Source organism: Streptomyces sp. NBC_00104, from assembly GCF_045160825.1.
Taxonomy (GTDB): domain Bacteria; phylum Actinomycetota; class Actinomycetes; order Streptomycetales; family Streptomycetaceae; genus Streptomyces.
In genome coordinates, this window is the sequence record NZ_CP108215.1 from 10,082,593 (window position 1) to 10,107,857 (window position 25,265).

General features: G+C 72.6%; 17 protein-coding genes and 2 pseudogenes. 7 read left to right on the top strand and 12 right to left on the bottom strand.

Translation table 11 applies throughout. The features are described from left to right. Positions 1 to 14: 14 nt before the first annotated feature. Both OG272_RS44125 and OG272_RS44130 read right to left on the bottom strand, forming a co-directional pair. Positions 15 to 456: pseudogene (locus tag OG272_RS44125) on the bottom strand (alpha-hydroxy-acid oxidizing protein); the annotation flags it as partial. Positions 457 to 509: 53 nt separating this feature from the next. Then, the gene (locus OG272_RS44130; RefSeq protein WP_327726477.1) at positions 510 to 2,111 is read right to left on the bottom strand and encodes a cytosine permease; all 1,602 of its coding nucleotides are present in this window, start codon (positions 2,109 to 2,111) and stop codon (positions 510 to 512) included. Positions 2,112 to 2,636: 525 nt separating this feature from the next. On the opposite strand from OG272_RS44130, the gene OG272_RS44135 reads away from it, so the two are divergent. Then, positions 2,637 to 3,071, top strand: a complete 435-nt coding sequence (locus OG272_RS44135; RefSeq protein ID WP_326574120.1) for a protease inhibitor — start codon at positions 2,637 to 2,639, stop codon at positions 3,069 to 3,071. A 201-nt stretch (positions 3,072 to 3,272) separates the two neighbouring features. On the opposite strand, the gene OG272_RS44140 is transcribed toward OG272_RS44135, so the two are convergent. The 4 genes from OG272_RS44140 to OG272_RS44155 all read right to left on the bottom strand — a co-directional run bounded on the left by OG272_RS44140 (position 3,273) and on the right by OG272_RS44155 (position 5,610). Then, on the bottom strand, positions 3,273 to 3,464 hold the full coding sequence (locus tag OG272_RS44140; protein ID WP_326585499.1) for a hypothetical protein: 192 nt from the start codon (positions 3,462 to 3,464) through the stop codon (positions 3,273 to 3,275). Between the two features lie 109 nt (positions 3,465 to 3,573). Beyond that, positions 3,574 to 4,044, bottom strand: a complete 471-nt coding sequence (locus OG272_RS44145; RefSeq protein WP_405895866.1) for an anti-sigma factor antagonist — start codon at positions 4,042 to 4,044, stop codon at positions 3,574 to 3,576. A 319-nt stretch (positions 4,045 to 4,363) separates the two neighbouring features. After that, a complete protein-coding gene (locus OG272_RS44150) occupies positions 4,364 to 4,528 on the bottom strand; it encodes a hypothetical protein (RefSeq protein ID WP_405895867.1) in 165 nt (54 codons plus the stop codon). A gap of 59 nt (positions 4,529 to 4,587) precedes the next feature. Then, complete coding sequence (locus OG272_RS44155; RefSeq protein WP_327726474.1) at positions 4,588 to 5,610, bottom strand: Ppx/GppA family phosphatase; 1,023 nt, start codon at positions 5,608 to 5,610, stop codon at positions 4,588 to 4,590. Positions 5,611 to 5,776: 166 nt separating this feature from the next. Between OG272_RS44155 and OG272_RS44160 the strand changes: the two genes are divergently transcribed. The 4 genes from OG272_RS44160 to OG272_RS44175 all read left to right on the top strand — a co-directional run bounded on the left by OG272_RS44160 (position 5,777) and on the right by OG272_RS44175 (position 11,185). Next, positions 5,777 to 6,328, top strand: coding sequence for a GNAT family N-acetyltransferase (locus tag OG272_RS44160; protein WP_326574117.1), 552 nt, complete (start codon positions 5,777 to 5,779; stop codon positions 6,326 to 6,328). A gap of 86 nt (positions 6,329 to 6,414) precedes the next feature. Then, the gene (locus OG272_RS44165; protein WP_405895868.1) at positions 6,415 to 7,908 is read left to right on the top strand and encodes an ABC transporter substrate-binding protein; all 1,494 of its coding nucleotides are present in this window, start codon (positions 6,415 to 6,417) and stop codon (positions 7,906 to 7,908) included. A gap of 299 nt (positions 7,909 to 8,207) precedes the next feature. Continuing rightward, positions 8,208 to 9,677, top strand: coding sequence for an ABC transporter permease subunit (locus OG272_RS44170; RefSeq protein ID WP_405896133.1), 1,470 nt, complete (start codon positions 8,208 to 8,210; stop codon positions 9,675 to 9,677). Between the two features lie 221 nt (positions 9,678 to 9,898). Then, complete coding sequence (locus tag OG272_RS44175) at positions 9,899 to 11,185, top strand: MDR family MFS transporter (protein WP_405896134.1); 1,287 nt, start codon at positions 9,899 to 9,901, stop codon at positions 11,183 to 11,185. 304 nt (positions 11,186 to 11,489) lie between these two features. Here the strand turns inward: OG272_RS44175 and OG272_RS44180 are convergent, their stop codons facing one another. The 4 genes from OG272_RS44180 to OG272_RS44195 form a co-directional block, all read right to left on the bottom strand. Further along, complete coding sequence (locus tag OG272_RS44180) at positions 11,490 to 14,372, bottom strand: NHLP bacteriocin export ABC transporter permease/ATPase subunit (RefSeq protein ID WP_405895869.1); 2,883 nt, start codon at positions 14,370 to 14,372, stop codon at positions 11,490 to 11,492. A gap of 1 nt (position 14,373) precedes the next feature. Continuing rightward, the gene (locus OG272_RS44185) at positions 14,374 to 16,611 is read right to left on the bottom strand and encodes an NHLP family bacteriocin export ABC transporter peptidase/permease/ATPase subunit (protein WP_405895870.1); all 2,238 of its coding nucleotides are present in this window, start codon (positions 16,609 to 16,611) and stop codon (positions 14,374 to 14,376) included. Next, positions 16,608 to 17,414: an HlyD family efflux transporter periplasmic adaptor subunit gene (locus OG272_RS44190; protein WP_327726469.1), complete on the bottom strand. Its 807-nt coding sequence runs from the start codon at positions 17,412 to 17,414 to the stop codon at positions 16,608 to 16,610. Before OG272_RS44190 ends, OG272_RS44185 begins: the two co-directional genes overlap by 4 nt. Before the next feature lie 103 nt (positions 17,415 to 17,517). After that, entirely contained in the window at positions 17,518 to 17,733 is a 216-nt protein-coding gene (locus OG272_RS44195) for a type A2 lantipeptide (protein ID WP_326574112.1), read from the bottom strand. A gap of 685 nt (positions 17,734 to 18,418) precedes the next feature. Here OG272_RS44195 and OG272_RS44200 point away from each other — a divergent pair. Then, positions 18,419 to 19,879, top strand: a complete 1,461-nt coding sequence (locus tag OG272_RS44200; protein ID WP_405895871.1) for a S1 family peptidase — start codon at positions 18,419 to 18,421, stop codon at positions 19,877 to 19,879. Between the two features lie 312 nt (positions 19,880 to 20,191). On the opposite strand, the gene OG272_RS44205 is transcribed toward OG272_RS44200, so the two are convergent. Continuing rightward, positions 20,192 to 22,333, bottom strand: coding sequence for a SpoIIE family protein phosphatase (locus tag OG272_RS44205; RefSeq protein WP_327726466.1), 2,142 nt, complete (start codon positions 22,331 to 22,333; stop codon positions 20,192 to 20,194). A 185-nt stretch (positions 22,334 to 22,518) separates the two neighbouring features. On the opposite strand from OG272_RS44205, the pseudogene OG272_RS44210 reads away from it, so the two are divergent. Beyond that, positions 22,519 to 23,133, top strand: a pseudogene (locus OG272_RS44210) (LuxR C-terminal-related transcriptional regulator); the annotation flags it as partial. On the opposite strand, the gene OG272_RS44215 reads toward OG272_RS44210, so the two are convergent. Next, a complete protein-coding gene (locus tag OG272_RS44215) occupies positions 23,056 to 24,984 on the bottom strand; it encodes an ATP-binding cassette domain-containing protein (protein WP_405896135.1) in 1,929 nt (642 codons plus the stop codon). The pseudogene OG272_RS44210 and the gene OG272_RS44215 sit on opposite strands and share 78 nt — an antisense overlap. Positions 24,985 to 25,265: the final 281 nt, after the last annotated feature.

The window sequence follows — 25,265 nt, forward strand, 5'->3', positions numbered from 1 at the left end:
GTGGCCATCGGCCCTCAGACGGCCCCGTCGACGAGGCTGTCACGGTCGATCGTGGCGGGCGTGCGATGGCCGGACAGGGCGAGCGTGAGGTCGAACTCCGCGAGCAGACAGCGGATGACGTGTTCCACGCCCGGCCGTCCGTCGAGGGCGAGACCGTAGACGTAGGGCCTGCCGAGCGGTACCGCCTTGGCCCCGAGCGCCAGGGCCTTGAAGACATCGTGACCGGCGCGGACACCGCTGTCGAAGAGTACGGTCAGCCGGTCGCCCACCGCTCGCTCGGGCCACCCGCGGCAGCGCCTCGGCGGCCCCGACGCCGCCCGCCACCTGCGGCCCCCGTTTCGCCGACGATCCTGACGAGCCGGGCGGGCATCGTCCACCGTTGTGCGCACGCACGCACCCACGCACGCACGCACCCAAGCACGCGCACGGTCGGCCGGAGCCGGGGCGGAAGGGGCCCCAGGTCGCCCTGTCGCGCTCCCGCCGGGCCGGTGACCGCCCCTCGGCTCCCCTCAGCCTCCTTCGGCGGCGAGTACCGGCGCCGCGGTGTCCGTCGGTGCCCCCGGCCCGGTGATCGGCGGCACCGGCACGTCGGCCGTACGGACCAGCCGGGCGCCCTCGGGGCCGTACACCGCGCGCGGTTCGGGGAACAGGCGGAGCAGAGTGAGGAAGAGGACCGCCGACACGGCCAGGGAGAGCGGGAGGCTGATGTCGACGCCGCCCGCGAGGTCGCCGAACGGGCCCACGAACTGGCCCGGGATGTTGGTGAACAGCACGCCGAGCAGGGCCGAGACCCACCACGCGGTCATGCCGCGCCAGTTCCAGCCGTGCGCGAACCAGTAACGCCCGCCGCGCTGGCGGCGGTTGAAGACCTGGAGCGCCTCGGGGTCGTACCAGCCGCGCCGGGTCCAGAAGCCCAGCATCATCACGACCATCCACGGAGTGGTGCAGGTGATGATCATCGTGGCGAAGGTGGAGATGGACCGGACGAGGTCCAGCCCGAACCGGCCGACGAAGATGAACCCGATGGACAGGACGCCGACCAGCACCGTCGCCCGCACCCGCGACAGCCGGGGGAAGACCGAGGAGAAGTCCAGACCGGTGCCGTACAACGACGTCGTGCCCGTCGACAGGCCGCCGATCAGGGCGAGCAGACACACCGGCAGGAAGAACCAGCTCGGTGAGATCGCCAGCAGTCCGCCGACGAAGTCGGGAGCCGCCGGATCGACGTACTCCGGGGCCTTCGCCGCGATGATGCTCGCCGTGGACAGTCCGAAGAGGAACGGCAGCAGCGTCGCGATCTGCGACAGGAACGCGGCCCCGATCACCTGGCGGCGTGGGGTGCTCGCCGGGATGTAGCGCGACCAGTCGCCCAGGAACGCGCCGAACGACACGGGGTTGGACAGCACGATCAGGGCCGCGCCGATGAACGACGGCCAGAACAGCGACTGGGTCGCCGCGTCCGCCGAGTCCGTGAAGACACCGGCGTACGACGGGTCGAAGTCACCGGCGAAGGCGATCGCGCCGAGCAGGAACAGCAGGCTCGCCGAGGTCACCGCGACCTTGTTGACGAGGAGCATGAACCGGAAGCCGTACACGCACACCGCGAGGACGAGAACCGCGAAGAGGGCGTACGCGACGACGTACGAGGGTGTCGAGCGCTCCAGGCCGAAGAGCCGGTGCGCGCCGCCGACCAGGGCGTCTCCGGAGCTCCACACCGAGAGGGAGAAGAACGCGACGGCCGTCAGCAGGGAGAGGAAGGAGCCGACCACCCGGCCGTGCACACCCAGATGGGCGGACGAGGAGACGGCGTTGTTGGTGCCGTTGACCGGGCCGAACACCGCCATGGGGCAGAGGATCAGCGCGCCGACGACGACGCCGAGGAGGGTGGCCGCGAGCCCCTGCCGGAAGGAGAGGCCGAACAGGATCGGGAAGGCGCCCAGCACGCAGGTGGAGAACGTGTTGGCGCCGCCGAACGCGAGCCGGAACAGGTCGAGCGGTGTCGCGGTGCGGTCCGCGTCGGGGATGCGCTCGACGCCGTGCGACTCGACCTCCGTCAGGGGCGGAGGCGCTACGGCGGGGGAGTGCTCGGTGGTCGGGGACGTCTCGGACAAGGGGGCTCCAGCGGAGGACCGGCGGCGGGGCGTGTCGTGGCGCGGTGGGCGGGAGGGGCCGGTGTGTCGCAGGGTGAGCGACAGGAGCGGGAGCCGTCCTCAGGGGGGTGAGGCGACGTTAAGGGGCCCCGTCACGCCGACACCAGAGGGCGCTTCGTCCATTCTCCGGGGCCGAAGTGGATGAAGCGTCCATCACCCCCGGTCGCGCGGGGGTCGTTCGGGGGGTGGTCGCGAGGGGAAGCGGAATGTTTCAGGCCGATTGCTCAGCCGGGGAGATCCGGCCATTCGTGATCATGTGGCGATCGGGAACCGCTCAGAATCGGGGTTCGCGCGGTCGGGTTCTGTTACTTCGAGCCACTGATTCAATACTCAAAGTTACCGAAACCTGTGGGTTCGATGTGTGTTCCGGCCCAGGACCCGGCAGACTCGCGCTCGCCGATCCGGCACCGTCCGGGCCGGCTTCGTACACGCGACCGATGTGACGGGGCCGTCCGGGCACTCCTACAGAGCGGAAGGATGCACACCATGCCGAAGACCGCGCGTTGGGCAGCGACTCTCACCCTGACGGCCACCGCCGTCTGCGGTCCCCTCACGGGCTCCGCGCTCGCCGCCCCCGAAGCCGCCGCGTCCGGGCTCTACGCCCCCTCGGCCCTGGTTCTGACCATGGGCCACGGCGAGACCTCGGCCACCGTCACCCCCGAGCGCGCGGTCACCCTGACCTGTGCGCCGAAACCTTCCGGCACGCACCCGGCGCCCGTCGACGCCTGCGCCGAACTCCGTCTCAGCGGCGGCGACTTCGACGCCCTGGCCGGCCGTGCCGGGGTGATGTGCAGCAAGCAGTACGACCCCGTGATCGTCACCGTCCAGGGCGTCTGGCAGGGCAAGCGCGTCGCGTACGAGCGCACCTTCGCCAACGAGTGCCTGAAGGACTCGGCCGCGAGCGTCCTGTACGCCTTCTAGCCGCCGCGTCGGATAGGACCAGGCCGCTTCGCGGCCGACAGACCGGGGGTTGCGTGGCCCCGTGAGTGATGAGCGAGGGCCCGTGGCTGGGGAGCGCGAGCCCTGTCGCGGTGTGTCACGCGATCCCCGTCCGGGGGCCGGCCAAGCGGAGTGGGGCCGCAGGCCGGCCCCCGGCATCGCATGCCGGGGGCCGCCGGTCGGTCACTCGGAGGATACGGTCCAGCGGCCGACCTCCTGATGGCCGGAGTCGTACAGGGGCTGGCCGTCCCCGGGTTTGATCTCGCAGTGCCGGAGGTTGCCGCCCCAGTAGCGCAGGATGCGCTCCAACTCCTGGACAGTGGTGCCCTCGTCCCAGTCCGTGCTGTCCAGGTCGACTTCGAGAAGGAACTTCACTTCGCGCGTCTCCACTTCTGTATCGCTTCTGTATCGCTCGGATTCCGTGCCGGTGGTGGCCGGAACGGTGTGTGCCTGCCGCAGGTCCTTCAATCGTTTCATTGAACTGCTACTTGAGACTTGGCCGTTGCGGCGGCGGGGACGGCGGAGGGGGACCGGGCGGAAGGTCCGGGAGCGGCGGGAAGCGGCCGAGCAGCCGGGCGGCGCGCAGCAGCCGGTACATCCGGGGCTGGTCGGCGACGAGACGGAGGCGGCCGCCACGCGCCGTGGCCGCCGCCTCCGCCCGGCACAGCACGCGCAGGCCCGAGCAGTCGAAGAAGGAGACGCGGCGCAGGTCGACGAGCACGTCCGGCGCGGCGGACCCGGTGGCGGCGGCCGTCAGATGCTCGGCCACCAGGCCTGCGGACGCCATGTCGATCTCGCCGGCGACCTCGATCACGGTGAACGGGCCGATCCGGCGGGTGCGGGCGTACGGGTTCGCCGCCACCGTCGGCTCGGGTCCGGGGCCGGGGCCGGGTCCGGGGCCGGTGGCCGCGTCCTCGGGCCGAGGGGCGGCACGGTCATGGGCATCCGGAGTCATGGCGGCTCCACCTCGTCAGGGGTAGGGCGCATTCGATCCCGGTGACTACCCCGGCACGGACCCGCCCATCCCTTTCGCACCCGGCGCAAGATCTACGACACTCGAAAAGGTGAATTCCTGTTCCGCGTATTGACTTTCAAGGTCTGTTGTCGCAGGTCGGCGACCCGACCGGCGCGGACGCGCCGGAGGGGTGCGGGCGCGCCAGGGGATGCGGTGCGGGATCGTCGCATCGCCCCCTGGCCGTGGTGGGAATCCTCCTGTGCGCGCTCGTTGGGCGTGACCGCGTCGCCCGCCTCCCCGCCTCGCCTCGGCGCCGCCGTCACCTCTCGGAGTCGGTGACGCGCGTCTCGGCCTGCTCCGCCTCCCGCAGGACGTCGTCCCAAGACGTGTCGGGCTTGTCGTGGCCGCTGTGCTCGTCGTGCCCGTCGTGCCCGTCGTGCTCGTAGTGCTTGTTGTCCGGGTTCCGCTGGTCGTGGTGGGTCATGAGGGTGCTCTTTCCAGCGAGGTGAGGTGAGGTGACGTGAAGGGAGGTGTGAGGTCGGGTCAGCGGGCCGGTGCGGCGATGCGCAGGGGTACCGCGCCCGGCGCGCTCGAACCGGCCCGCCCGGTGTCCTCGATGTCCCGCGCCACCTCCGACCACCACGCCGGGCCGTCCTCGATGTGCCGCAGCAGTACGCCTTCGCGGATCGCCCAGGGGCAGATCGTCACGGCCTTCAGACCGGCGAGCTTCATCGTGGTGTGCCCGACCAGCGCCCCGGCGAGGCTCTGTGTGGCCCGGGGCGCGGAGATGCCCGGGAGGGCGGCGCGCTCCGCCGCGGGGAGGGAGGCGAGGCGGGTGATGGCAAGACCCAGGTCCGCGCACCTCAACTCCCGTTCCACGAAGGGCCCGTGGCGGCCCGGCGCGGATCCGCACAACCGGGAGAGCTGCTGGAAGGTGCGCGAGGTGGCCACGGCCGTGCGCGGCCCCTCCCAGCGGATGCGCGCCGATACGTCCCGGAGCTGATGACGGACCTTGCGCCGCAGTGCCTTGATGCTGTCCGCCGACGGCGGGTCCTGCCCCTGGAAGAACTCATGGGTCAGCCGGTTCGCGCCCAGCGGCAGCGAGGCCACGAAGTCCGGCAGCCGGCCCCGCCCGAAGGCCACCTCCAGCGAACCGCCCCCGATGTCCAGCAGCGCGAGCGGCCCCGACCGCCAGCCCATCCACCGCCGGGCCCCGAGGAAGGTGAGTTCGGCCTCCACCTCGCCGGGCAGGGTGCAGATCAGCACCCCGGTCTTGGCGCGCACGGTCCGCAGTACGTCCCGGCAGTTCGGCGCGGAGCGCACCACGGCGGTCGCGAACGCCAGTGGCGTCGACGCCCCCCATTTCTCCGCCGTGCGGGCCGCCGCCGTGACCGCGTCGCACAGCTGTCCTACCGCCTCGTCGGGCACCTCGCCCCCGGGCGGCACCGACTGGGACAGCCGCAGGCGCCACTTGGCGGTGTGCACCGGCAGCGGCACACCGCCCTCGGCGTCCGCCACTACGAGTCTCACGGTGTTCGATCCCACATCCACCACGCTCATCCGCATGCCCCACGGAGTACCCGGTGGCAGCCTCAACACGCGTGTTCCGCACGGCGGCTGGTGGCACAGGGGCGCATCGAGGCGACTGTGCGCCACCGCTCACCATCCCGGTGGAGGGTCGGCCGCTCGGACCGCTGGTCGGATGATCAGACTTATTGCCTATGATGCGCAGGTGCAGAACTATGACATCAGGGTGGCGGGACCCGGCGACCTCGACGGCGCCCGTACGGTGATGCTCGACACCGTCTACCGCGACTTCGGCACGGGCTATGTGCCGCGCTGGCACGAGGACATCATCGATCTGCGCGGCGCGTACGTCGCCCCCGACCGGCATGTCCTCCTGGTCGCGGTCGACGGGCGGGACGGCGCGGTCGTCGCCACCGGCGCGCTGGACTCCCGGGGCCCCGCTCATCCGCCCAACCCCCGCTGGCTGGCCGAGCGTTACCCCTCCGGCGAGACCGCCCAGCTGCGCCGTGTGTATGTGCGGGCCGAACATCGCAGGCGGGGGCTGGCCCGGCGGCTGGTCGCCGCGCTGCTGGACTTCGCGGCGGCCGACGGTGCTTACCGCTCCGTCTACCTGCACACCGACCCCGGGGTGCCCGGCGCCGAGGGCTTCTGGCGCTCGCAGGGCGTGGCCGTGTGCGACGAGCGCGAGGTGACCGGAGAACGGGTCGTGCACTTCGAGATCCCGGTGCGCGCGGGGGCCCGCACTCTCACCGCTTAGATGAAAATCATTCTCATGTAGGCTGTGTCGCGCCCCACCCGCCGCTCCCGTCCCCCACCCGCGTCCCCCACACAGAACCAAGGACCATGCGCTCTCCCCGCCGCCGTCGCGTCGCCGCCGGCCTGCTCCTCGCCCCCGTACTGACCGGCTGCTTCGCCTCGGGCGGTGGCACGTCCGACGACGACTCCGCCGACGGCTCACGGCTGCGCGTGGCCCTCGCCTTCCCGCCCGCCGAGAACTTCTCCCCTTACGGCGCCGACGCCACCCTCCTGAGCCGGCTCGGCGTCACCGAGGGCCTCACCAAGCTGGACGCGAACGGCGCCGCGGCTCCCGCACTCGCCGAGTCCTGGACGCGCGAGAACGACCGGAACTGGCTTTTCACCTTGCGTGAGGCCACGTTCCAGGACGGTACCGAGGTCACCCCGGCCACCGTCGCCGCCGCCCTCGCCCACGCCGCCGAGGCCGAGCCGGTCACCGCCGCGCTCTCCGGCATCACGCTCACCGCGAAGGCGAGCGGCGACCGCCAGGTGCGCGTCACCACCGGGGACCCGGACCCCGCCCTGCCGTTGCGCCTCACCGGCCCCGGCCTCGCGATCCTGTCCGCCAAGGCCTACGGCGGCAAGCGGGTGAACCCGGTCGGCACGGCCACCGGCCCGTTCGAGGTCACCGAGGTCACCGGCACCACCGCGGCCACCCTGGACCGCTACGACGCGTACTGGGGAGGCCGCGCCCAGGCCTCCGGCATCGACGCCAAGTTCATAGCCGACGGCTCCGCCCGCACCAACGCCCTGCGCACCGACCAGGTCGACATCGCGGAGGCCGTTCCCGTGGCGCAGGCGTCCACCCTCGACAAGGGCACCCGGCGCGAGACGGCCACCACCCGCACCACCAGCCTCCTCCTCAACACCAAGTCCGGCGCCTTCAAGGACCCGAAGCTCCGGGCCGCCGCCCGCGAGGCCGTCGACGGCTCCGTCCTCGCCAAGGACGTGTACGAGGGCTACGCCGACGCCGGCGTCGGTGTCTTCGGGCCCGCCGTGACCTGGGCCGTCGGCAAGCGGGTCGAACCGGCCGGGCGCGCGAAGGCCGCCGACCCCGACGGCACATCCGTGACCATCGCCACGTACGACAACCGTCCCGAACTGCCCGAGGTAGCCCAGGTGCTGCAACAGCAGCTCCGCCGGGCCGGATTCAAGGTGAAGCTGGAGGTCCGCGAGTACTCGCGGCTGGAGAGCGACGCCCTGGCCGGGACGTTCGACGCCTTCGTCGGTGCCCGCAACTCCCTGCTCGACACCGGCGACCCCGTCTCCGTCCTCGCCGGCGACTTCACCTGCGACGGCAGCTACAACCTCGCCCTGCTGTGCGACAAGAAGGTCGACCGGGCCGTCGCCACCGCCGAGAAGGAGTCCGACACCGCCAAGCGCCGGCAAGCGGCCATGAACGCCGAGGCGGCCATCCTCGGCACCGACGCCACCGTCCCGCTCGTCCACCAGCAGATCATCACCGGCGTCGCCGGCTCGGTGCGGGGCGTGATCCTCGACCCCTACGAGCGCACACTGGTCGGAACGGGGACCCGGCGCTGATACGGGCACTCTGGCGGGCCCTGCTCGCCGCCACGCTGCTGTGCGGCATCGGCCTGCTGCCGTGGCTGTCGCGCACCGACCCGGCGCTCACCGTCCTCAAGGCACGCTCGGCCGAACGTGATCCCACGCCGGACGTGCTGGCCGCCGTACGGGACGAACTCGGCCTCGACGCCGGCCCGTCGAAGCTGCTGGGGGAGTGGTTCGGCGGGCTGGCGCGCGGTGACGCGGGCCGCTCGTGGATCTCCGGCGCCGAGGTCACCCCCTCCGTCGTCCAGGCCCTCGGTGTCTCCCTGCTGCTGATGGCCGCCGCGCTCCTCGTGGCGACGGCCACGGCCGCGGCGGTCTGCGCCCGCACCCTGTGGCTCGGCGCGCACCGCCGCCTCGACGACCGCAGCGGCGGCGGCAGCGTGGCCGCGATGCTCGCCGCGCTGCCCGAGTTCCTCACCGCGTCCGTGCTGGCCGTCGTCGTCGGGGTGCATCTCGGCTGGCTGCCCGCGCTCGGCTGGTACGGGCCGCGGTGGATGGTGCTGCCCGCCCTCGCCCTCGGTCTGCCCGCCGGCGCGCTGCTCGGCCGCATGCTCGACGACCTGCTGCCCGGCGCCTTCGCCGAGCCCTGGGAACTGGCCGCCGCCGCACGCGGCATACCCGGGCGGGCCACCGCCCGCCAGGCCGTACGCCGCTGTGTACCCGGACTGCTGCCCAACCTCGGCCTGTTCGTCGTCGGCCTCACCGGCGGCGCCGTCACCGTCGAGCAGATATTCGACATCCCCGGCCTCGGCCGCACCACCCTCCAGGCAGCCATCGCCCAGGATCTCCCCGTCCTCCAGGCCGGCACCCTCGCCCTCGTCCTGCTGGCCGCCCTCGCCGGAGCCCTCGCCCGCCTCGCCGCCCGCCAACTCATCGGCCCCGCCCTCCGCGACGGCGCCCTCCACTCCCTGCACCGCCCGAAGCCGCCCGCACCACGCCGCACGCCCCTGCTCCACGGCACCCTGCTGCTCGCGGTCGTCGTGTTTGGCCTGACCCGCGACCCGCTCGCCCTCGACACCGGCGACCGGCTCCGACCCCCGTCCTGGGCCCACCCGTTCGGCATCGACGCGCTCGGCCGCGACCTCCTGGCCCGCATCGGCCACGGGGCGTTCACCACCCTCGCCCTCGCCGTCACGATCAGCGCGGCCGCGCTGCTGACGGGCGTCCTGCTCGGGCTGCTGCCCCGCCTCTGCGGACCCCTCGTCGACACCGTCAACGCCGTACCGGCGGTCCTCGCGGGCCTGCTCGTCGCCGGAGTGGCCGGCAGCGGAGCGGCGACACCCGCGCTGGCCGTGGCCGCCGTCGCCTGGGTGCCGCTCGCCGCGCACACCACGGCCCTGCTCGAACAGGAGCGGGCCACGACACACATCACGGCCACGAAGGGGCTCGGCGCGGGTGGTGCCCATCTGCTCCGCCGCGAACTGCTCCCCGCCGTCCTGCCGCCCGTCGCCCGCCACGCCCTCCTCCGACTGCCCGGCGTGGCCCTCGCCCTGACCTCCCTCGGCTTCCTCGGCCTCGGCGCACAGCCGCCGGACCCGGAATGGGGCCTCCTCCTCGCCGAGAACCAGCCCTACGCCGAGCGCGCCCCCTGGGCCGTCCTCGCCCCCGCCACCGCCCTGGCCGTCCTCGGCGCGCTGGCGGTCACGGCGGCGGGCGGGGTGCGGTGGCCGCGCCGCCGCTTCGCCGGAGCCGTACGCCGACCCGAGCCCGCCGTCGCCACGACCGTCGGAGAGACCGGATGACCGAGCCGACCGAGCGGCGACCGAGCGGGACGCCCCGGCGGCGCTCGGCCGGGGAGACGGCCGCGAGGTGGGCGCCGAGCGAGGAGCGGGAGAGACGAGCGGTGGGTGAAGTGCCCGAGAGGAAGGTCGAGAGGAAGGTGACGAGCAAGGTGCCCGATCAGCAGGCGGCGAACGAGACGCGGGCGGCGCACGAGATGCCGGGGCCGCGGGCGGCGCACGAGATGCCGGAGACGCGGGCGGGGAGCGGGGTGCCGGGGCCGCGTGACGTGCCCGGGGGGTGTGAGGGCAAGCCCTCCCGTCGCGGTACCTGGGCGCGTCTCGATCCGCTGCTTCGCTTGCTGATTCTCACCCAGCTCGCCTTCAACATCGGCTTCTTCGCCGTGCTGCCGTTCCTCGCCGAGCATCTCGGCACGGCGATCGGCATGGCCGGCTGGATGGTCGGTTTCGTGCTCGGGCTGCGGACCTTCAGCCAGCAGGGGCTGTTCGTGGTGGGCGGTGCGCTGGCCGACCGGTACGGCGTACGGCCGGTGGTGCTGGCGGGGTGTGTGCTGCGGATCGCCGGGTTCGCCTGGCTCGGGTACGCGGACGCGGACTGGTCGGTCATCGGGTCCGTTCTGCTGATCGGATTCGCCGCCGCGTTGTTCTCCCCGGCCGTCGAGTCCGAGGTCGCCCGGCAGGCGGTGGTGTGGGAGGAGTCGGGCCGCGGTCCCCGTACGAGCGTGCTGGCGCTGTTCACGGTGGCCGGGCAGGCCGGGGCGTTCGTCGGGCCGCTGATCGGCGCGTTGCTGCTGGCCGTGGACTACCGCGTGGTGTGCCTCGCGGGGGCCGGGGTGTTCGTCCTCGTCCTCGCCGGGCACGTCTGGTTGCTGCCCCAGCACATTCCGGGGCGGGAGCGGGTCGAGGTGAAGGGGGGCCTCGGCGGGCTGCTGCGCAACCGGCGGTTCCTGGCGTTGTGCTGCGCGTACGGGGCGTACCTGCTGGCGTACAACCAGCTGTACCTTCTGCTGCCCGACGAGGTGGAGCGGGCCACGGGGTCGCAGTCGGCGCTGGCCTGGCTGTTCGGGCTGTCCTCGCTGCTCGTCGTGACGGCGCAGCTGCCGGTGACGCGGTGGGTGGCGGAGCGGCTGGATCTGCGTCGGTCGATGACGGTGGGGCTGTTGCTGATAGCCGCCGGGTTCGGGGTGGTGGCCGTGGCGCTGCCCGCCGGGTGGACGGGGGGTGCGGGGCTGTTGCCCGCTGCCGGGTTCGTGGTGTTGCTGACGGTGGGGCAGATGTTGGTGGCTCCGGCCGCGCGGGCGTGGGTGCCGGATCTTGCGGCCGAGGGGCGGCTCGGGCTCTATACCGGGGCGCTGTCGTCCGTTTCGGGGTTGATCGTGTTGGTGGGGAGTGCGGGGGCCGGGGCCTTGATGGACGCGGAGGTGCCGGGGGTTGTGCCGTGGGTGGTGCTCGCGGTGGTTCCGGTTGCCTCGGTGCTGCTTCTGCCGCGACGGCATTCCACTCGGCCGTAGGTGACTTCGCGGGTTTTCCCGCCCCCGCCGCCCCTACCCGTCCCGTCCTCCAGGGGCGCTGCCCCTTCGACCCCCCGGCGCGGGTCCGGTGGGGGCTGGTCGCGCAGTTCCCCGCGCCCCTGAAGGGCCTACGGCCCTTTCGGGCCGAAAAGCACGGGGCGCAGCCCCTGCTTTTCAGGGGCGCGGGGAACTGCGCGACCGGCCCCCACCCACCCGCACCCGACGACGAACCCCTCGGGGTCGAAGGGGCGCGGCCCCTGGAGGACGGGACGGGTAGGGGCGGCGGGGGCGAGAGTAGAGGCCCTCAGGTCATCTGGCGGCGTACCAGCTCATGCAGGCGGCCCGTCGGGTTCGCCAGCAGCTCACCCGGTGCCCCCACCTCCGCCACCTTCCCGTCCTCCATGACCACCACCCGGTCCGCGTCCATGACCGTGGACAGCCGGTGGGCGATGACGATGCGGGTCGCGTTCAACGCCCGCGTGCTCTCGATGACCGTCCGCTGCGTCTCGTTGTCGAGCGCGCTGGTGGCCTCGTCGAAGAAGAGGATGCGGGGGCGGCGGATCAACGCCTGGGCGATCATCAGGCGTTGGCGCTGTCCGCCGGAGATCGCGCCGTTTCCCTGCACGATGGTGTGCAGGCCCATCGGCATGCGCTGGATGTCCTCGGCGAGACCCGCCATCGCGGCCGCCGCCATCGCCTCCTCGGGCGTGAACGGCTCGGTGCCGCAGATGACGTCCAGGATGGAGCCGGTGAACGGCTGGGCGTGCTGGAGGACGACACCGCACTGGCGGCGTACGGCGGACTGGTCCAGGGCGCCCAGATCCTGGCCGTCGTACAGGACACTCCCGGAGACCGGCTTGTCGAAGCCGATGAGCAGACGCAGGAGGGTTGATTTCCCACAACCGCTCGGGCCGACGATCGCCACGAACTCGCCGGGCTCGATGGCGAAGGACACGTCGTCCAGCACCAGGGGGCCGTCGTCCGCGTAGCGGAAGGCGAGACGGCGGGCCTCCAGCGCGCCGGACAGCACACCCGGGCGGGTGCTGGCCGTGCGGACCTCCGGGGTCGCCTCCAGCACCGGCTTGATCTCCTCGAAGAGGGGGAGCACGGCGACCGCCGACACGAACGCGCCGGTGAGCTGGGTGACCGAGGTGAGCAGCATCGTCACCGAGGTGTTGAAGGTCAGGAACTCCGCCGCCGACATCGAACCCCGGGCCGGGCCCGCCAGCAGCATGAACATCAGCAGGGTGCAGAGGGGGAGATACACGGTGCCCAGCACCGTGTTGAGGTTCTTGATGCCGCCGACCTTCTGCTGGAGCTCCCGGCTGCGCGCGAACTCGCCCGCCCAGGCCGCGTACGCGTAGTTCTCGGCGGCCGCCACCCGGAGCTTCGGCAGACCCCGCAGGGTCTGGAAGGCCTGGTTGTTCAGTTTGTTGCTCAGCACCACCAGGCGGCGCTGCCAGCGGACCTGCCACAGACCGAGGCCGAGGAACACGGCGGCCACGACCGCCAGCATCCCGATCGCCGCCAGGGCCATCGGGACGCTGTACCAGAGCAGCAGACCGAGGTTCACGGCACCGACGGTCACCGACTGGGCGACCACCGGGCCGACCCCGGCCAGGGTGCGGCGGATCGCGCTGATGCCCATGGCCGCGCTGGCCAGTTCACCCGTCGAGCGGGAGGCGAAGAACTTCGTGGGGAGTCTCAACAGGCGGTCCCAGACCGCCGGTTGGAGGGTCGCCTCGATACGGCCCTCCATGCGGAGGATCGTCAGATTCTGGAGCAGCAGGAACGCGGCCGACACCACACTCGCGAGCATGATCGCCAGGCAGACCTGCACGATCAGGTTCTCCTGCGCCTTCGGCACGTACTCGCCGAGGATCTTGCCCGTCGCGATGGGGACGAGAGAACCGAGCACGACCGTCACCAGGCCACTGAGCAGCAGGCCCGTCATGTCACCGCCGGTGCCGTGGAGGCTCCAGCGCATCAGGCGCAGCGGGGTCGGTACCCGTTCGGGCAGCGGCCGGTAGAACATCACCGCCCGCGGCTCGAACTCCGCCGCGTTCGCCTTCTCGATCGGCGTCTCCCGGCCGGACGACGGCTGCACGGCCACGTATCCGCCGCGCCGCCACAGCAGCGCCACCGGAGCACCGGACAGGGCCCGGTGCCCGACCAGCGGGCCGACGTTCTCCCGCCACCAGCTCCCGGCGAGGCGTACGGCGCGGACGCGGACCCGGGAGGCGAGCGCGATGCGTTCCACCGGGTCGAGCCGGTCGCTCTCGGTGCCGCTCTGCGCGGGCTCGGACAGGGTGATCCCGGCCGTCCGGGCGACGAGTTTGCAGGCCGCGTACGTGGCGTCCGCGTCGGCGGCCGTGGTACGCCGGGACGCGGAGGACTTGCCGATGGACGCCAGCAGTGTGCGGTCGGCCTGGACGCGTACGGCCTCACCGGCCTTGATACCGGCGGCCGTACGGTCCTCGTGGGTGCGCTCCAGCTGCTCGATCCAGCGGTCCAGCGTGGCCAGCAGCCGGTACTGCTGGTCGACCATGCTCTGCCAGACCCCCGGGTCCATCAGCAGATCGGCCGCCGCCTCCGCGCCGTACAGCGAGCCGTACTGGACGCTGCCGGGCGGCACCTGCATCCAGAAGATGTCGTCGTCGGTGGGCGCGGCGGCCTGTTCGGTGGCCATCGGCGCCTGGAAGAGGATGGAGAGGCCGCGGCCGACGCCCAGGGCGAGGGCGTATTCGAGGGGGCTCGTCCGCGGGGGCACCAGCTGGGGGTTGCCCCACGCGTCGTACGACCAGGTCTCGGTGTTCACCTGCTGGTACAGCTCGCGCAGGCCGATGCGCCGGACCACGCAGTCGCGGAGCGGGCGGGCGACCAGCGTGTGCTGGGGCCCGGCGACCGGGCCGAGCAGCAACGAGCCCGCTTCGAGACGGCCCAGGTGGTGCCAGTGGCCCTGCTGCCCGGCGTCGACCGCGAACAGGTCCAGGGCGCCGGAGGCCACCAGCCACAGGGTCTGCGGGCCTTCGAGGTCGAGGCGGGTGTGGCCGGCGCAGTCGAGGGGCGTGCCCATGGCGCCGAGCGCACCGAGGACGAGGTCGCCGTCGGGACCGCCGGGCCCGCCGTGGCCTCCCTGGCCCCCGTGACCGCCCTGGTCCCCATGACCTTCGTGGACGGAGGTCATCTCATCGCTCCCTGACCAGCTGGGCGTACGCGCCGCCGCGTGTCACCAGCTCCTCGTGCCGGCCGCGCTCCACGATCGTGCCGTGCTGCAGGACGACGATCTCGTCGCTGTCGCGGACCGTGCTGAGCCGGTGGGCGATCACCACGCAGGCGCAGCCGCGCTTGCGCAGGTTGTCCATGACGGTCAGCTCGGTCTCCGCGTCGAGCGCGCTGGTCACCTCGTCGAGGACCAGGATGCTGGGCCTGCGGACCAACGCCCGCGCGATCTCCAGGCGTTGCCGCTGACCGCCGGAGAAGTTGCGGCCGTCCTGCTCGACCCGGCTGTTGATACCGCCCGGGCGGCGGGTCACCACGTCGTACAGGGCCGCGTCCCGCAGCGCCTCCACCACGGCCTCGTCCGGGATCGACGGGTCCCACAGGGCCACGTTGTCGCGGACCGTGCCCTCGAAGAGGAAGACCTCCTGGTCGACGAAGGAGACGGAGGCGGCGAGCGCACCCCGGGGGATGTCCTCCAGACGTCGGCCGTCGATACGGATCACGCCCTCCCAAGGGGTGTACAGGCCCGAGATCAGCCTGGACACCGTCGACTTGCCGCTGCCGGAGCCGCCGACCAGCGCCACCTGCCGGCCCGGGCCGACGGTGAGGTCGAAGCCGGTGAGCAGGGGTTTGTCGAGGGGGCTGTAGCCGAAGGTGATGTTCTCCAGCTCGACGTGGCCGTGCAGCCGGCGGGTGGACTCGGCGGCGTCCGGGCGGGCGTACAGCGGGTCCGCCTGGAAGTTCTCGACGTCCTTGAGACGGGCCACGTCGGCCGCGAAGTCCTGGATGCGGCCCGCGACGCCGTTGAGCCGGGTGATCGGCGCGGTGAACCGGGTGACCAGCGCCTGGAAGGCGACCAGGAGGCCGACGGACAGGTGGCCCTCGACCGCGCGCATGCCGCCGATCCAGAGGATGAGCGCGCTGTTGAGCGTGGCGAGGGTCGGGGCGACGACCCCCAGCCAGGCGCTCGGCACCCCGAGCCGCTGCTGCTCCTCCAGCGTGGTGGCGTGCTGCCCGGCCCACTTGCGGAAGTAGCCCTCCTCGCCGCCGGTCGCCTTCATCGTCTCGATCAGCTGGAGGCCGGTGTACGCCGTGTTGGTCAGCCGGGCGTTGTCGGCGCGCAGCTTCGCCGTACGGGTCGCGCGCAGCCGGATCACCACCCGCATCGCCACCACGTTCAGCAGCGCGACCGCGATGCCGACGAAGGTGAGCTGCGGGTCGTACGTGTAGAGGAGTACGGCGTAGAGGACGACGACGACCGCGTCCACCCCTGCCGCCGCGAGATCGCGGGCCAGGGTCTCGGCGACCGCGTCGTTGGACTGGAGCCGCTGGACGAGGTCGGCGGGGCTGCGCTGCGAGAAGAAGGTGACGGGCAGGCGGAGCAGGTGCCGCAGGAAACGGGCGCTGGACAGGGTCGAGGAGATCAGCCGGCCGCGCAGCAGGTTGGCCTGTTGCAGCCAGGTCAGCAGGACCGTCAGCAGCACGCAGGCGCCCATCGACGCGAACAGCACGCCCAGCAGGGAGGTCTGGCCGCCGATCAGGAACATGTCGATGTAGGTGCGGCTCAGCGCGGGTACCGCCGCACCGACCGCCACCAGGAGGAGGCTGGCGAGGACGGCGGCGGGCAGGGTGCCCGAAGTGCCGCGCATCCGGGCGGGCATGGCGCCGAGGACACCGGGCCTGCGGCCGCCCTTCTCGAAGCCGTCGTCCGGCTCCATGACGAGGACGACACCGGTGAAGCTGGAGTCGAAGTCCTCCATCGGCACGAACCGGCGGCCCTTGCCCGGGTCGTTGATGTGGACGCCGCGCCGGCCGAAGCGGCGCCCCATGCCGTCGTAGACGACGTAGTGGTTGAACTCCCAGAAGAGGACGGCCGGCGCCTTCACCTCGGCGAGGGCGGCCACGTCCATCTGCATGCCCTTGGCGGTGAGGCCGTAACTGCGGGCCGCTTTCAGCAGGTTGCTGGCGCGCGAGCCGTCCCGGGAGACACCGCAGGCGATGCGCAGCTCCTCCAGCGGGATGTGCCGTCCGTAGTGGCCGAGGACCATGGCGAGGGAGGCGGCACCGCACTCCACGGCCTCCATCTGCAGGACGGTCGGCGTGCGGACGGTCTTCTGCCGGCCCTTGGGCACCGGGCGCTTCTGCGGGGCGGCCTTGCGTCTGCCGCGCGCGGGTGGCGGGGCGGTGTCCTGGGATGCGGTCACGGGAGCAGCCAATCGATCGGACGCTCGTCGGCCAGCCGGATCGAGCCCGTGGCCATGGTCATGGAGGTCAGCTCGAACGGTGGCCCGTCCTGCGAGGACCACCGGTAGCCCGACTCGGTCGACGCCTTCCGGTCCAGCCGTACGGTGACGGCCACCGGCCGGCCCTTCTTGGTGAACTGCTCGCCCAGCTGGTCGTCACCGAGGAACGCGGCGATCGACTGCGGGGTCTGCGTGGTGCGGTCCACCTTCTTCACATGGCCGCGCAGCACGCCGTACCGCTGGGTGGGGACCGACTGCACGGTCAGGTCGACCTCGGCGTCCTTCGGGATGGAGGCGGCGTTCTCGGCGGGGACGTACACCGTGGCGTAGAGCGGGTCGTCGGCGTCGGCGACCTTCTCGATGGCCGCGACGTCGGCGCCGGTCTGGATGATCTGGCCGATGGTGGCGGCGAGCGCGGAGACCCGGCCGGCCGCGACGGAGCGGACGACGGTCTCGCCGTCGGCGGTGGCGACCTTCAGGACGGGGGCCCTGGCGGCCAGTCGCCGGCCCTGCTTCGCGAGTACGGCGGTGACCTGGCCGGCGACCGGGCTCTGCAGCACGTAACTGCCCTGCCCGTGGGTGAGGACGGCGGGGGCGCCGACCGTGGACGCGACGGAACCCGTGACGGCCCACACGGACGCGGCGGCCATGGCGACCACCGTCACGGACAGCACCAGCCAGCCCTGTGGGCGTGCGAAACGCACCGGAAGGTCGAGTTCCTCCGGCGACTGGAGCTTGGCGAGGGCCTGTTGGCGGAACTGCACGGGACTTCCCTCACCTGCGCGACTCGGGACAGCGGACGTTCGGGCACCCGAGAGTCCCGGAACCAGTCAGGCGGTTCCGGGACTCAGCGGCGCCAGGGCTCGATCAGAGACCGGCGACCAGGCTCGTGACCGGGGCGGTGTTCAGACCGGTGGCACCCTCGACCGTGCCGACGGCCGTGTTGACCAGGCCGGAGACCGGGGCAATGCCGTCCACCAGGCCGGTGACGGTGCCGACGGCGTTGACCGACAGGCCACCGGAGACGGCGTCGAGGGCGGAGTCCGAGATCTCGGCGGTCTCAACCTGGGGGGTGGAGTTCATGATGGAACTTCCCTTCGTATAGCTATTCATAAGGGGGGAGCGGCCCCCTTCTGGGGACAGAACGACGGCCGCACACGTGGGTAACCACTTCTCGTTTCCGAGAGCTTGGCGGCCCCCGCGGTGCGATGGATCAAAGCAGATCGCCGCCGCGCACATCCAATCAACACGGCCCCTCACCAGGGCACTTGGTGACCATGACGGTTCATTGGTGCAGGCCTGCGCACGCGTTGGGGGCAGCTTCTTCACACGGATCGCGGCATCGTCATAGGTCGTTCATTGCCAGCCGGAAAACGAATTGGACAGTCCCGCCTCAAAGGCGCGGTGCGCGAGTCGCCCTTGTGCAGAACCCCCCTCGGGCGTGACCTCACTGGGCATTCGGTGTGGAGATTCGCTGAAGCCGGTTTCCCGGCCGAAGTGGGGAACAGGCCGCTACAGGCCGGTCGCTGTACGTGGCGTCCCGGGGGCGGGTCGTCGGGCGCCGCCGATTCTCCGTGGGGAGCACGGGCGGGAAGTCGTGACATGCCCGGCGAACGGGGGGCGTAGCGCACTTTGCGAAATGGAAGATCGAAATCTTTTTGCGGAGCGTTGAACACCCCACCGGAACCATCCGTACCAACTGGCAACCAGGCGCCCCCAGTTCACCCGCCGGACGGCGGCACGGACCCCGTCCCCAGGAGGTCAAGAGTTGAGTCACAAACGAGCCACCAAGCGTAAGGCGTTCATAGCCGCAGGCGGCGTGGCGGCACTCGGAGCGGCGGCGCTCATCCTGCCGAACGCCATGGCGTCGCAGACGGAGTCGAACGAGGCTGCCCCGAAGACGCTCGCCGCGAGTGACGCGCCGGATCTGGCCGCCCAGCTGCAGGAGTTGCTCGGTGACGCGTTCGCAGGCGCGTACTACGACTCGGGCGAGAAGCAGCTCGTCATCAACGTCATCGACGGCCTCGAGATCGACGGCGACGACAACAACGTGATCATCCAGGCCAAGCAGGCCGGCGCGGAGGTCCGTGAGGTCGACAACAGCTGGTCCGAACTCCAGGAAGGCGCGGCGACGCTGAAGGAGCAGGCCAGCGTCCCGGGTACCGCCTGGGCGATCGACCCCCGCACGAACAAGCTCCAGGTCACCGCCGACTCCACGGTCACGGGCGAGAACTGGGACACCATCGAGTCGACCGTCAAGTCGCTCGGCACGGGCATGGCGACCATCAAGAAGTCCGCTGGCACGTTCAAGACCTTCCTGGAGGGCGGCGACGCCATCTTCGGCGGTGGCGCACGCTGCTCGGCCGGCTTCAACGTCGTCAACGCCGAAGGCGCCCCGGCCTTCCTGACCGCCGGTCACTGCGGTGTCGCCGAGGCCGAGTGGTCCGAGGAGGAGGGCGGCGCGCCGATCGCCACGGTCGACGCGGCGACCGCCACGTTCCCCGGCGCCGGTGACTTCGCCCTGGTCAACTACAACGACCCGGCGACGCAGGCGGCCAGCACGGTCGACCTCGGCAACGGCCAGACGGTCAACATCAACGCGGCCGGCGAGGCCGCGGTCGGCCTGCAGGTCTTCCGCATGGGCAGCACCACCGGTCTCGCCGACGGCCAGGTCACCGGCCTCGAAGCCACGGTGAACTACCCCGAGGGCACGGTCACCGGCCTCATCCAGACCGACGTCTGCGCCGAGCCCGGCGACAGCGGCGGCTCGCTGTTCACCGAGGACGGCCAGGCCATCGGTCTGACCTCCGGCGGCAGCGGCGACTGCACCGTCGGCGGCGAGACCTTCTTCCAGCCGGTCACCACCGCCCTCGCGGCGGTCGGCGCGACCCTCGGCGACGCCGGCGCGGGCGCCGGTGAGGAAGCCGCCGGCGGTGCCGGCGACGCCGCGGGCGCGGGCGAAGCGGCCGACGGTGGCGCGGCCGCGGCCGCGGGCGCGGGCGAGGAAGAGGGCGCCGCAGCCGCCGGCGCCGGTGAGGAAGAAGGCGCTGCCGCAGCGGGCGCTGGCGAGGAAGAGGGCGCCGCGGCGGCCGGTGCCGGCGATGCCGCCGGTGCGGGTGACGCGGGCGACGCGGGTGCCGCTGCCGGTGCCGGTGACGCCGGCGCGGGCCACGAGCAGGGGCAGGGCGTCGACGAGCAGGGTGTCGACGAGCAGGGCGTCGAGCAGTAGGCGCACGCCACCCAAGACCCCAAGACGTGGACGACGGCCCCGGGTTCAGCGGCCACTGACCCCCGGCCGTCGCCCCACGACCCACTTGTCGGCCACACCACAGCGGTTCCGTCCGACAGGTGGAACGGTCCGGCTCTCCGGCGGGAGGGCCGGACCGATTCTCGTTCCGGGACCCGTGGATCCGGGAAGCCGTCGCAGGGGCTCTCAGGCCCAGGACGGGGGCGAATCCCCTCCAGCGGCGCGAGGAGCCACGCGATCAGCCACGACGCACCCGCGGCCGGTGAACGAACCGGCGGCCCCCGGGCTTCACGCTCACCCGGTGCCAGTAGCCCGAAGCAACAGCAACGCCACGTCGTCCGCCCGCTCCTCCGCCGCAGCGATCTCCCGTACGAGACTGTCGGCCAGTTCGTCCAACGGCCGTTCCCCGGCCGTCGACAGCCGCTCCCCGAGATCCGCCAGCGCGTCCTCGATGTCGACGCCGGGCGACTCGATCAGCCCGTCGGTGTACAGCGCCAGCACGGACCCCTCGGTCAGCGCCACCTCGGTCGTCGGATAGGTCGCCGCCGCGTCGATGCCGAGCAGCGGACCGCCCGCGAGGTCGAGCACCCGCACCTTCCCGTCCGGCCGGCGCAGCAACGGCGGCGGATGCCCCGCCCGCGCCATGACGGCCGTTCCGTGCTCCGGGTCCAGCCGCAGATACAGACAACTGGCGAACAGCTCCGAACCCAGGTCGATCAGCAGCCGGTTGGTGCTGCTCATCACCTCCTCCGGCGCCTGCCCCACGGTCGTGTACGCGCGAACCGCCGTACGGATCTGCCCCATCAGACCCGCCGCCGTCACGTTGTGCCCCTGCACGTCGCCGATCACGGCCGAGGCCCGCCCGTGCGAGAGAACCAGGTCGAAGAAGTCGCCGCCGATCTCCATGCCCCGGGTGGCGGGCAGATAGCGGGAGGCCGCCTCGATCCCGGGGATCGACGGCAGCGAGTGCGGCAGCAGCGCCTGCTGCAGCCCGTGCGCCAGCTGGTGCTTGGCGTCGTACAGCAGAGCCCGCTCCAGCGCCTGGGCGATGAGACCGCTGAGGCTGGTCAGCACCGCGCGCTCGTCGGCCGGGAAGGGATGCGGCTCCGCGTACCCCAGGACCCAGGTGCCCACCGGCCGGCCCGAGGCGATCAGCGGGATGTACGCCCAGGCGCCCAGCCCGTCCGGGGTCTCCCGCCGCATCGGATAGAGGTGCTCCAACTGCTGCCGGGACTCGAAGAAGGCGGGCACCCCGGTGGTCAGGGCGTGCGCTCCGGGCATCGGCGCGGTGAGGGGCATCCCGTCGAAGCGTTCCACGAGGTGCGGGTCGGCGTAGCCGCGGTGCCCGAGCACATGCAGGCGCCCGGCACGCGAGCCGAACATCACGAGGGCCTGGCTGCCGATGGCCGGGGCGATCTCGTCGGCGACCAGTTCCACCACGTCCTGCACGCTCACCGCCTCGGTGAGCGCGCTCGCCAGCGCCAGTACGTGGTGGATGGTCACCAGGCGGCCCGGCCCGTCGTCCTCCACCCGCCCGGCACGCTCGGCCTCGGCGACCGCCCGGGCGCGCGAGATCCGTACGCTCAGCCCGTTCGTCCCCGGATACAGGCGGAACGACAGCCAGTCGCTCGGCGGTCTGAGTGCCACGAACGACGTCACGTGCTGGCTCATCAGCGCCGCCCGGTACCGGTCCTCGTACGCGGGATCGTTGAGCCACGGCACGGACACCCAGAGCTGGGTGCCCAGCAGACCGCTCACCGGGATGCCGAGCAGCTCGGCCGTGGCCGCGTTGGCGAAAGTGATCCGTCCGTGCAGATCGAGCGCGCACATCCCGTACGGCAGCCTTGCCACCATCCGCGCCGCCTCCACCGTGCCGAGCGTCCCCGCGACCGTGGTCGCCGACGGCGCCGACAGGTCCGGCTCGGGTCGCACCGGCCGCCCCTCCTCCTCCGCGCGCCGCAGCCGGACCGCGAGTCGGTCGCAGGCCGAGGTGAGATGGTCCCGCTCGCGGTCGCTGAGTTCCGGCGGGTGGGAGCCGGGCCAGGTCAGGAAGACGGCGCCGTAGGTCGTGTCCCGGGTCGCCACCGGCAGCGCGGCCAGGGCGAACGGGTAGGGCAGGACCACGGCGATCCGGGGATAGCGGCGGGCCATCTGCTCCTCGCCGTTGACCCACACCAGCCGCTGCCCCCGTACGGCCTCGGAGACCGGGACCGGCGCGCTCAGCCCCACCCGCTCCCACGGCGCGGCGAACGATCTCGGCAGCCCCGCCATGACCGCCATCTCCAGGACCGGCTCGTCGGGCGCCAGCAGATACACCGCGCCGGAGTGGGCCCCGACGTCGTCCATCATCGCGGCCAGCGCCAGCGACAGCAGGGGATGGCCGACGCGGGACGTCTCGACGGTCGTCCGCCCTCCGGACGCGTGGACGTCGGACATCGCCGACCACCTCCTCGCACGACCGCGCGACAGCCCCAGGGTCAAGGCTCCCCCCTGCGGGCCGCCCGCGCACGGCGAGCGCCGTGCGCGGGCGGCCCGCCGTACCCCCTCTTTCCCGCGCCATGCCCCCTCGGTGATGCGCGGCAACGCGCGCGGGCGCTGTGAGTGCGCCCCCACGCACCCCGATGGCTGGTTCTTCGCGCCCGGGCGTGGTCGGGGGCGCCAACAATGGGCACGCGCTGAGGCGAAGGACATCGGTGGCCGGGAGGCGGAGGGCGAACGTGATCGGGGTACTTCTCGTGCACGACGAATGTCTGGTCAGGTCGGTACTGGCGGAGTGGCTGCGCCAGGAACCCGACCTGGTGGTGTACGACGCGTCCTGGCGTGCGGCACCGGGACGCGTACGGTCCCTGCGGCCCGACGTCTGCGCGGCGGACCTGGACTGCGCGGACGCGGTCGGTATCCCGCCCCTCGCCGACCTGCGCGGCGCGGGCGGCCCCGCCCCCGGCCTCCTGGTCCTCGCCCACGCAGGCAGACCCGGGCTCCTGAAGCGTGCGGCGGAGGCCGGGGCCCTCGGGTACGTGGACAAGGAGGGCTCGCCGCAGCGGCTGGTGTCCGCGATCCGCGAGGTCGCCCGAGGGAAACGTTTCGTCGACGACTCCCTCGGCTTCGGTTTCCTCAAGGCCGCCGAGATGCCGCTGACACGCCGTGAACTGAGCGTCTTATCCCTGGCCGCCGAGGGGGCCTCCGTCGCGGAGATCGCCGGCAGCCTGCACCTTTCGCACGGGACCGTGCGCAACTACATGGCCGCCATCACCCGCAAGACGGGGGCGCGCAACAGGATCGACGCCATCCGGATCTCGCAGGGGGAGGGCTGGCTCTGAGGAACGCCCGCCGCGTGGACGCGGCGAGCCCGACACGGGGGACCAGGCGCCGACCAGGTCACGGTAGAGCGGCGAGCGGGCCAGCAGTTCGTGGTGCTCCCCGTAGGCGGCGCACCGCCCGTCCATGACCAGCACCTTGTCGGCGCGGCGGGCCGAGCTGACGCGATGGGCGACCACCAGGAGGGTCGTACCCGGGCGCCGGGCGAAGGCCCGCTCGGCGCGTTCCTCCGCCTCCGCGTCCAGGTGACAGGTCGCCTCGTCGAGGATCACGACCGACGCGTACGACAGATACGCCCGGGCCAGTGCGACGAGCTGCCGCTCCCCGGCGGACAGCGCGCCCGGGTCCACCTCGGCCGCCGGACCGCCCAGCCGGACCATCACTTCGGCGAGCCCCACCGCTTCCGCGGCGGCCCACAGCTCCTCCTCGGGCACGGGTTTCGGCCGCAGCTCGCCGAGGTTTTCCGCGAGGGATCCCCTGAAGACGTACGCCTCCTGCGGAATGAGCACCCGGTGTGCGCGGGATATGGCGCCCGGTACCGGCTGCCCACACAAGCGGACGGTGCCGCGCCGGGGGCGCAGGAGACCCGCGACGAGCCCGGTGAGGGTGGACTTGCCGATGCCGCTGGGACCGACGACGGCCAGATGCGTGCCCTGGGGGAGGCGGAGGTCGAGATCGTCGATGACAGGGGCGCCGGAGGAGCCGTAGGCGAACGTGACGGAGGAGAGGACGAGGGCGTCGAGGGTGTCGGGGGTGTCGGGGGGTGGGTGGGGCGGGGGAGAGGTCGCGCCGGGGCCGGGGCCGGAGCCGGGATCGGTGAGTGGGCCGGGCCGCGTGGCGCTCGCGGTCCGCGGCGAGCGGGCTGAGGCCGACGAGGGGTTCGCCGGGGACGGGGAGTGGGCCGGGGGCGGGGCGTGCGCCGTATGCGGAGGGTCGCTCGATGGGACCAGCCTGCGCAGCACCACCGCGAGGCGGGAGCCGCTGGTGCCCAGGCCGTGGACCAGGTTCTGGAGGGCGGGGAGGAGGGACTGCGTGACGTAGGCGAGGGCGCCGATCAGGGCGCCCGCGGTGACTCCACGGTCCAGCAGCCAGGGCGTGGTGGCCAGGAGCAGGACGACGGGCAGCTGGCCGCCGATCGCGAGGGCGGCGACCCGTACGACGCCCCACCGGGCCAGTGAGCGTGCGGCCCGGTGCTCGGCGTCGACACGGCGACCGGCGTCGGCGGCGACCATGTCCTCCGCACCGGCCGCCGTGATGTCCCGCAACCCCGGGCAGACGGTGCCGAGTCGGTCGGCGAGGGCCTCGTCGGCGACGAGGAAGGTCTCCTGCCGGCGGGCCAGCGGCCTGAGCGTCGCCAGGAAGAGGGCCACGCCGACGACCAGCGGGGGGCCCACGACGAGCAGCAGGGGCGGGGCCAGCGAGAAGAGGCCGAGGAGCGCCCCGGCGGAGGTGAACAGGAACGAGCGGGACACCATCACCAGTCCGGCGAAGGTGTCCCGGGCGATCTCCACCTGCTGGGTCAGCCCGGACAGGGCCCCGCCGTCCGCCTCCCGCACCCCCCGCTCGACCACCCCTCGCACCAGCCGGTCGCGCAAGGGCTCCACCAGCCCCGCCACGCACCCGTAGACCGGCCCGGTCCCCAGTGCCCCGACGACCACCGCCCCCGCCCCGACGCCCAGCCAGCCCAGCCCGACCCCGGCCCGCCCCGCGAGAAACCCGTCGTCGAGGGCACGCGCGAGGGCGTACCCCATCAGGAACGTCTGGCCCATCTCCAGCACGGACCACAGGGCCAGCCGCACGACGACACGCACACGCCGCCGCAGATAGCGCAGACCGCGCCGCGGGAGGCCGAGCGGGGGGACGTGACGTCGCGGCGCCCCGTGGACGTCCCGGGTCCCTGCGGGAGGCGGGGGCGGGGTGACTCCGGACTCCGCACGGGGACCCGCCGGTTCGGCGGAGCTCTCGATCCACTCGGATGCGGGGTCCGCACGGCGCGACGTCGGACCCGGCGCCGCCGCCGCTCCGGCCTTCAGCGGGCCGGCGGACCGCG

Bases quoted from the DNA above. Each gene is read 5' to 3' on its own strand.
- OG272_RS44155 (WP_327726474.1), bottom strand. From the start codon at position 5,610: ATGCGGATGAGCGTGGTGGATGTGGGATCGAACACCGTGAGACTCGTA.
- OG272_RS44145 (WP_405895866.1), bottom strand. From the start codon at position 4,044: ATGACTCCGGATGCCCATGACCGTGCCGCCCCTCGGCCCGAGGACGCG.
- OG272_RS44165 (WP_405895868.1), top strand. From the start codon at position 6,415: ATGCGCTCTCCCCGCCGCCGTCGCGTCGCCGCCGGCCTGCTCCTCGCC.
- OG272_RS44170 (WP_405896133.1), top strand. From the start codon at position 8,208: ATGGCCGCCGCGCTCCTCGTGGCGACGGCCACGGCCGCGGCGGTCTGC.
- OG272_RS44195 (WP_326574112.1), bottom strand. From the start codon at position 17,733: ATGAACTCCACCCCCCAGGTTGAGACCGCCGAGATCTCGGACTCCGCC.
- OG272_RS44150 (WP_405895867.1), bottom strand. From the start codon at position 4,528: ATGACCCACCACGACCAGCGGAACCCGGACAACAAGCACTACGAGCAC.
- OG272_RS44135 (WP_326574120.1), top strand. From the start codon at position 2,637: ATGCCGAAGACCGCGCGTTGGGCAGCGACTCTCACCCTGACGGCCACC.
- OG272_RS44175 (WP_405896134.1), top strand. From the start codon at position 9,899: ATGCCGGAGACGCGGGCGGGGAGCGGGGTGCCGGGGCCGCGTGACGTG.
- OG272_RS44180 (WP_405895869.1), bottom strand. From the start codon at position 14,372: ATGACCTCCGTCCACGAAGGTCATGGGGACCAGGGCGGTCACGGGGGC.
- OG272_RS44205 (WP_327726466.1), bottom strand. From the start codon at position 22,333: ATGTCCGACGTCCACGCGTCCGGAGGGCGGACGACCGTCGAGACGTCC.
- OG272_RS44215 (WP_405896135.1), bottom strand. From the start codon at position 24,984: ATGGGCCAGACGTTCCTGATGGGGTACGCCCTCGCGCGTGCCCTCGAC.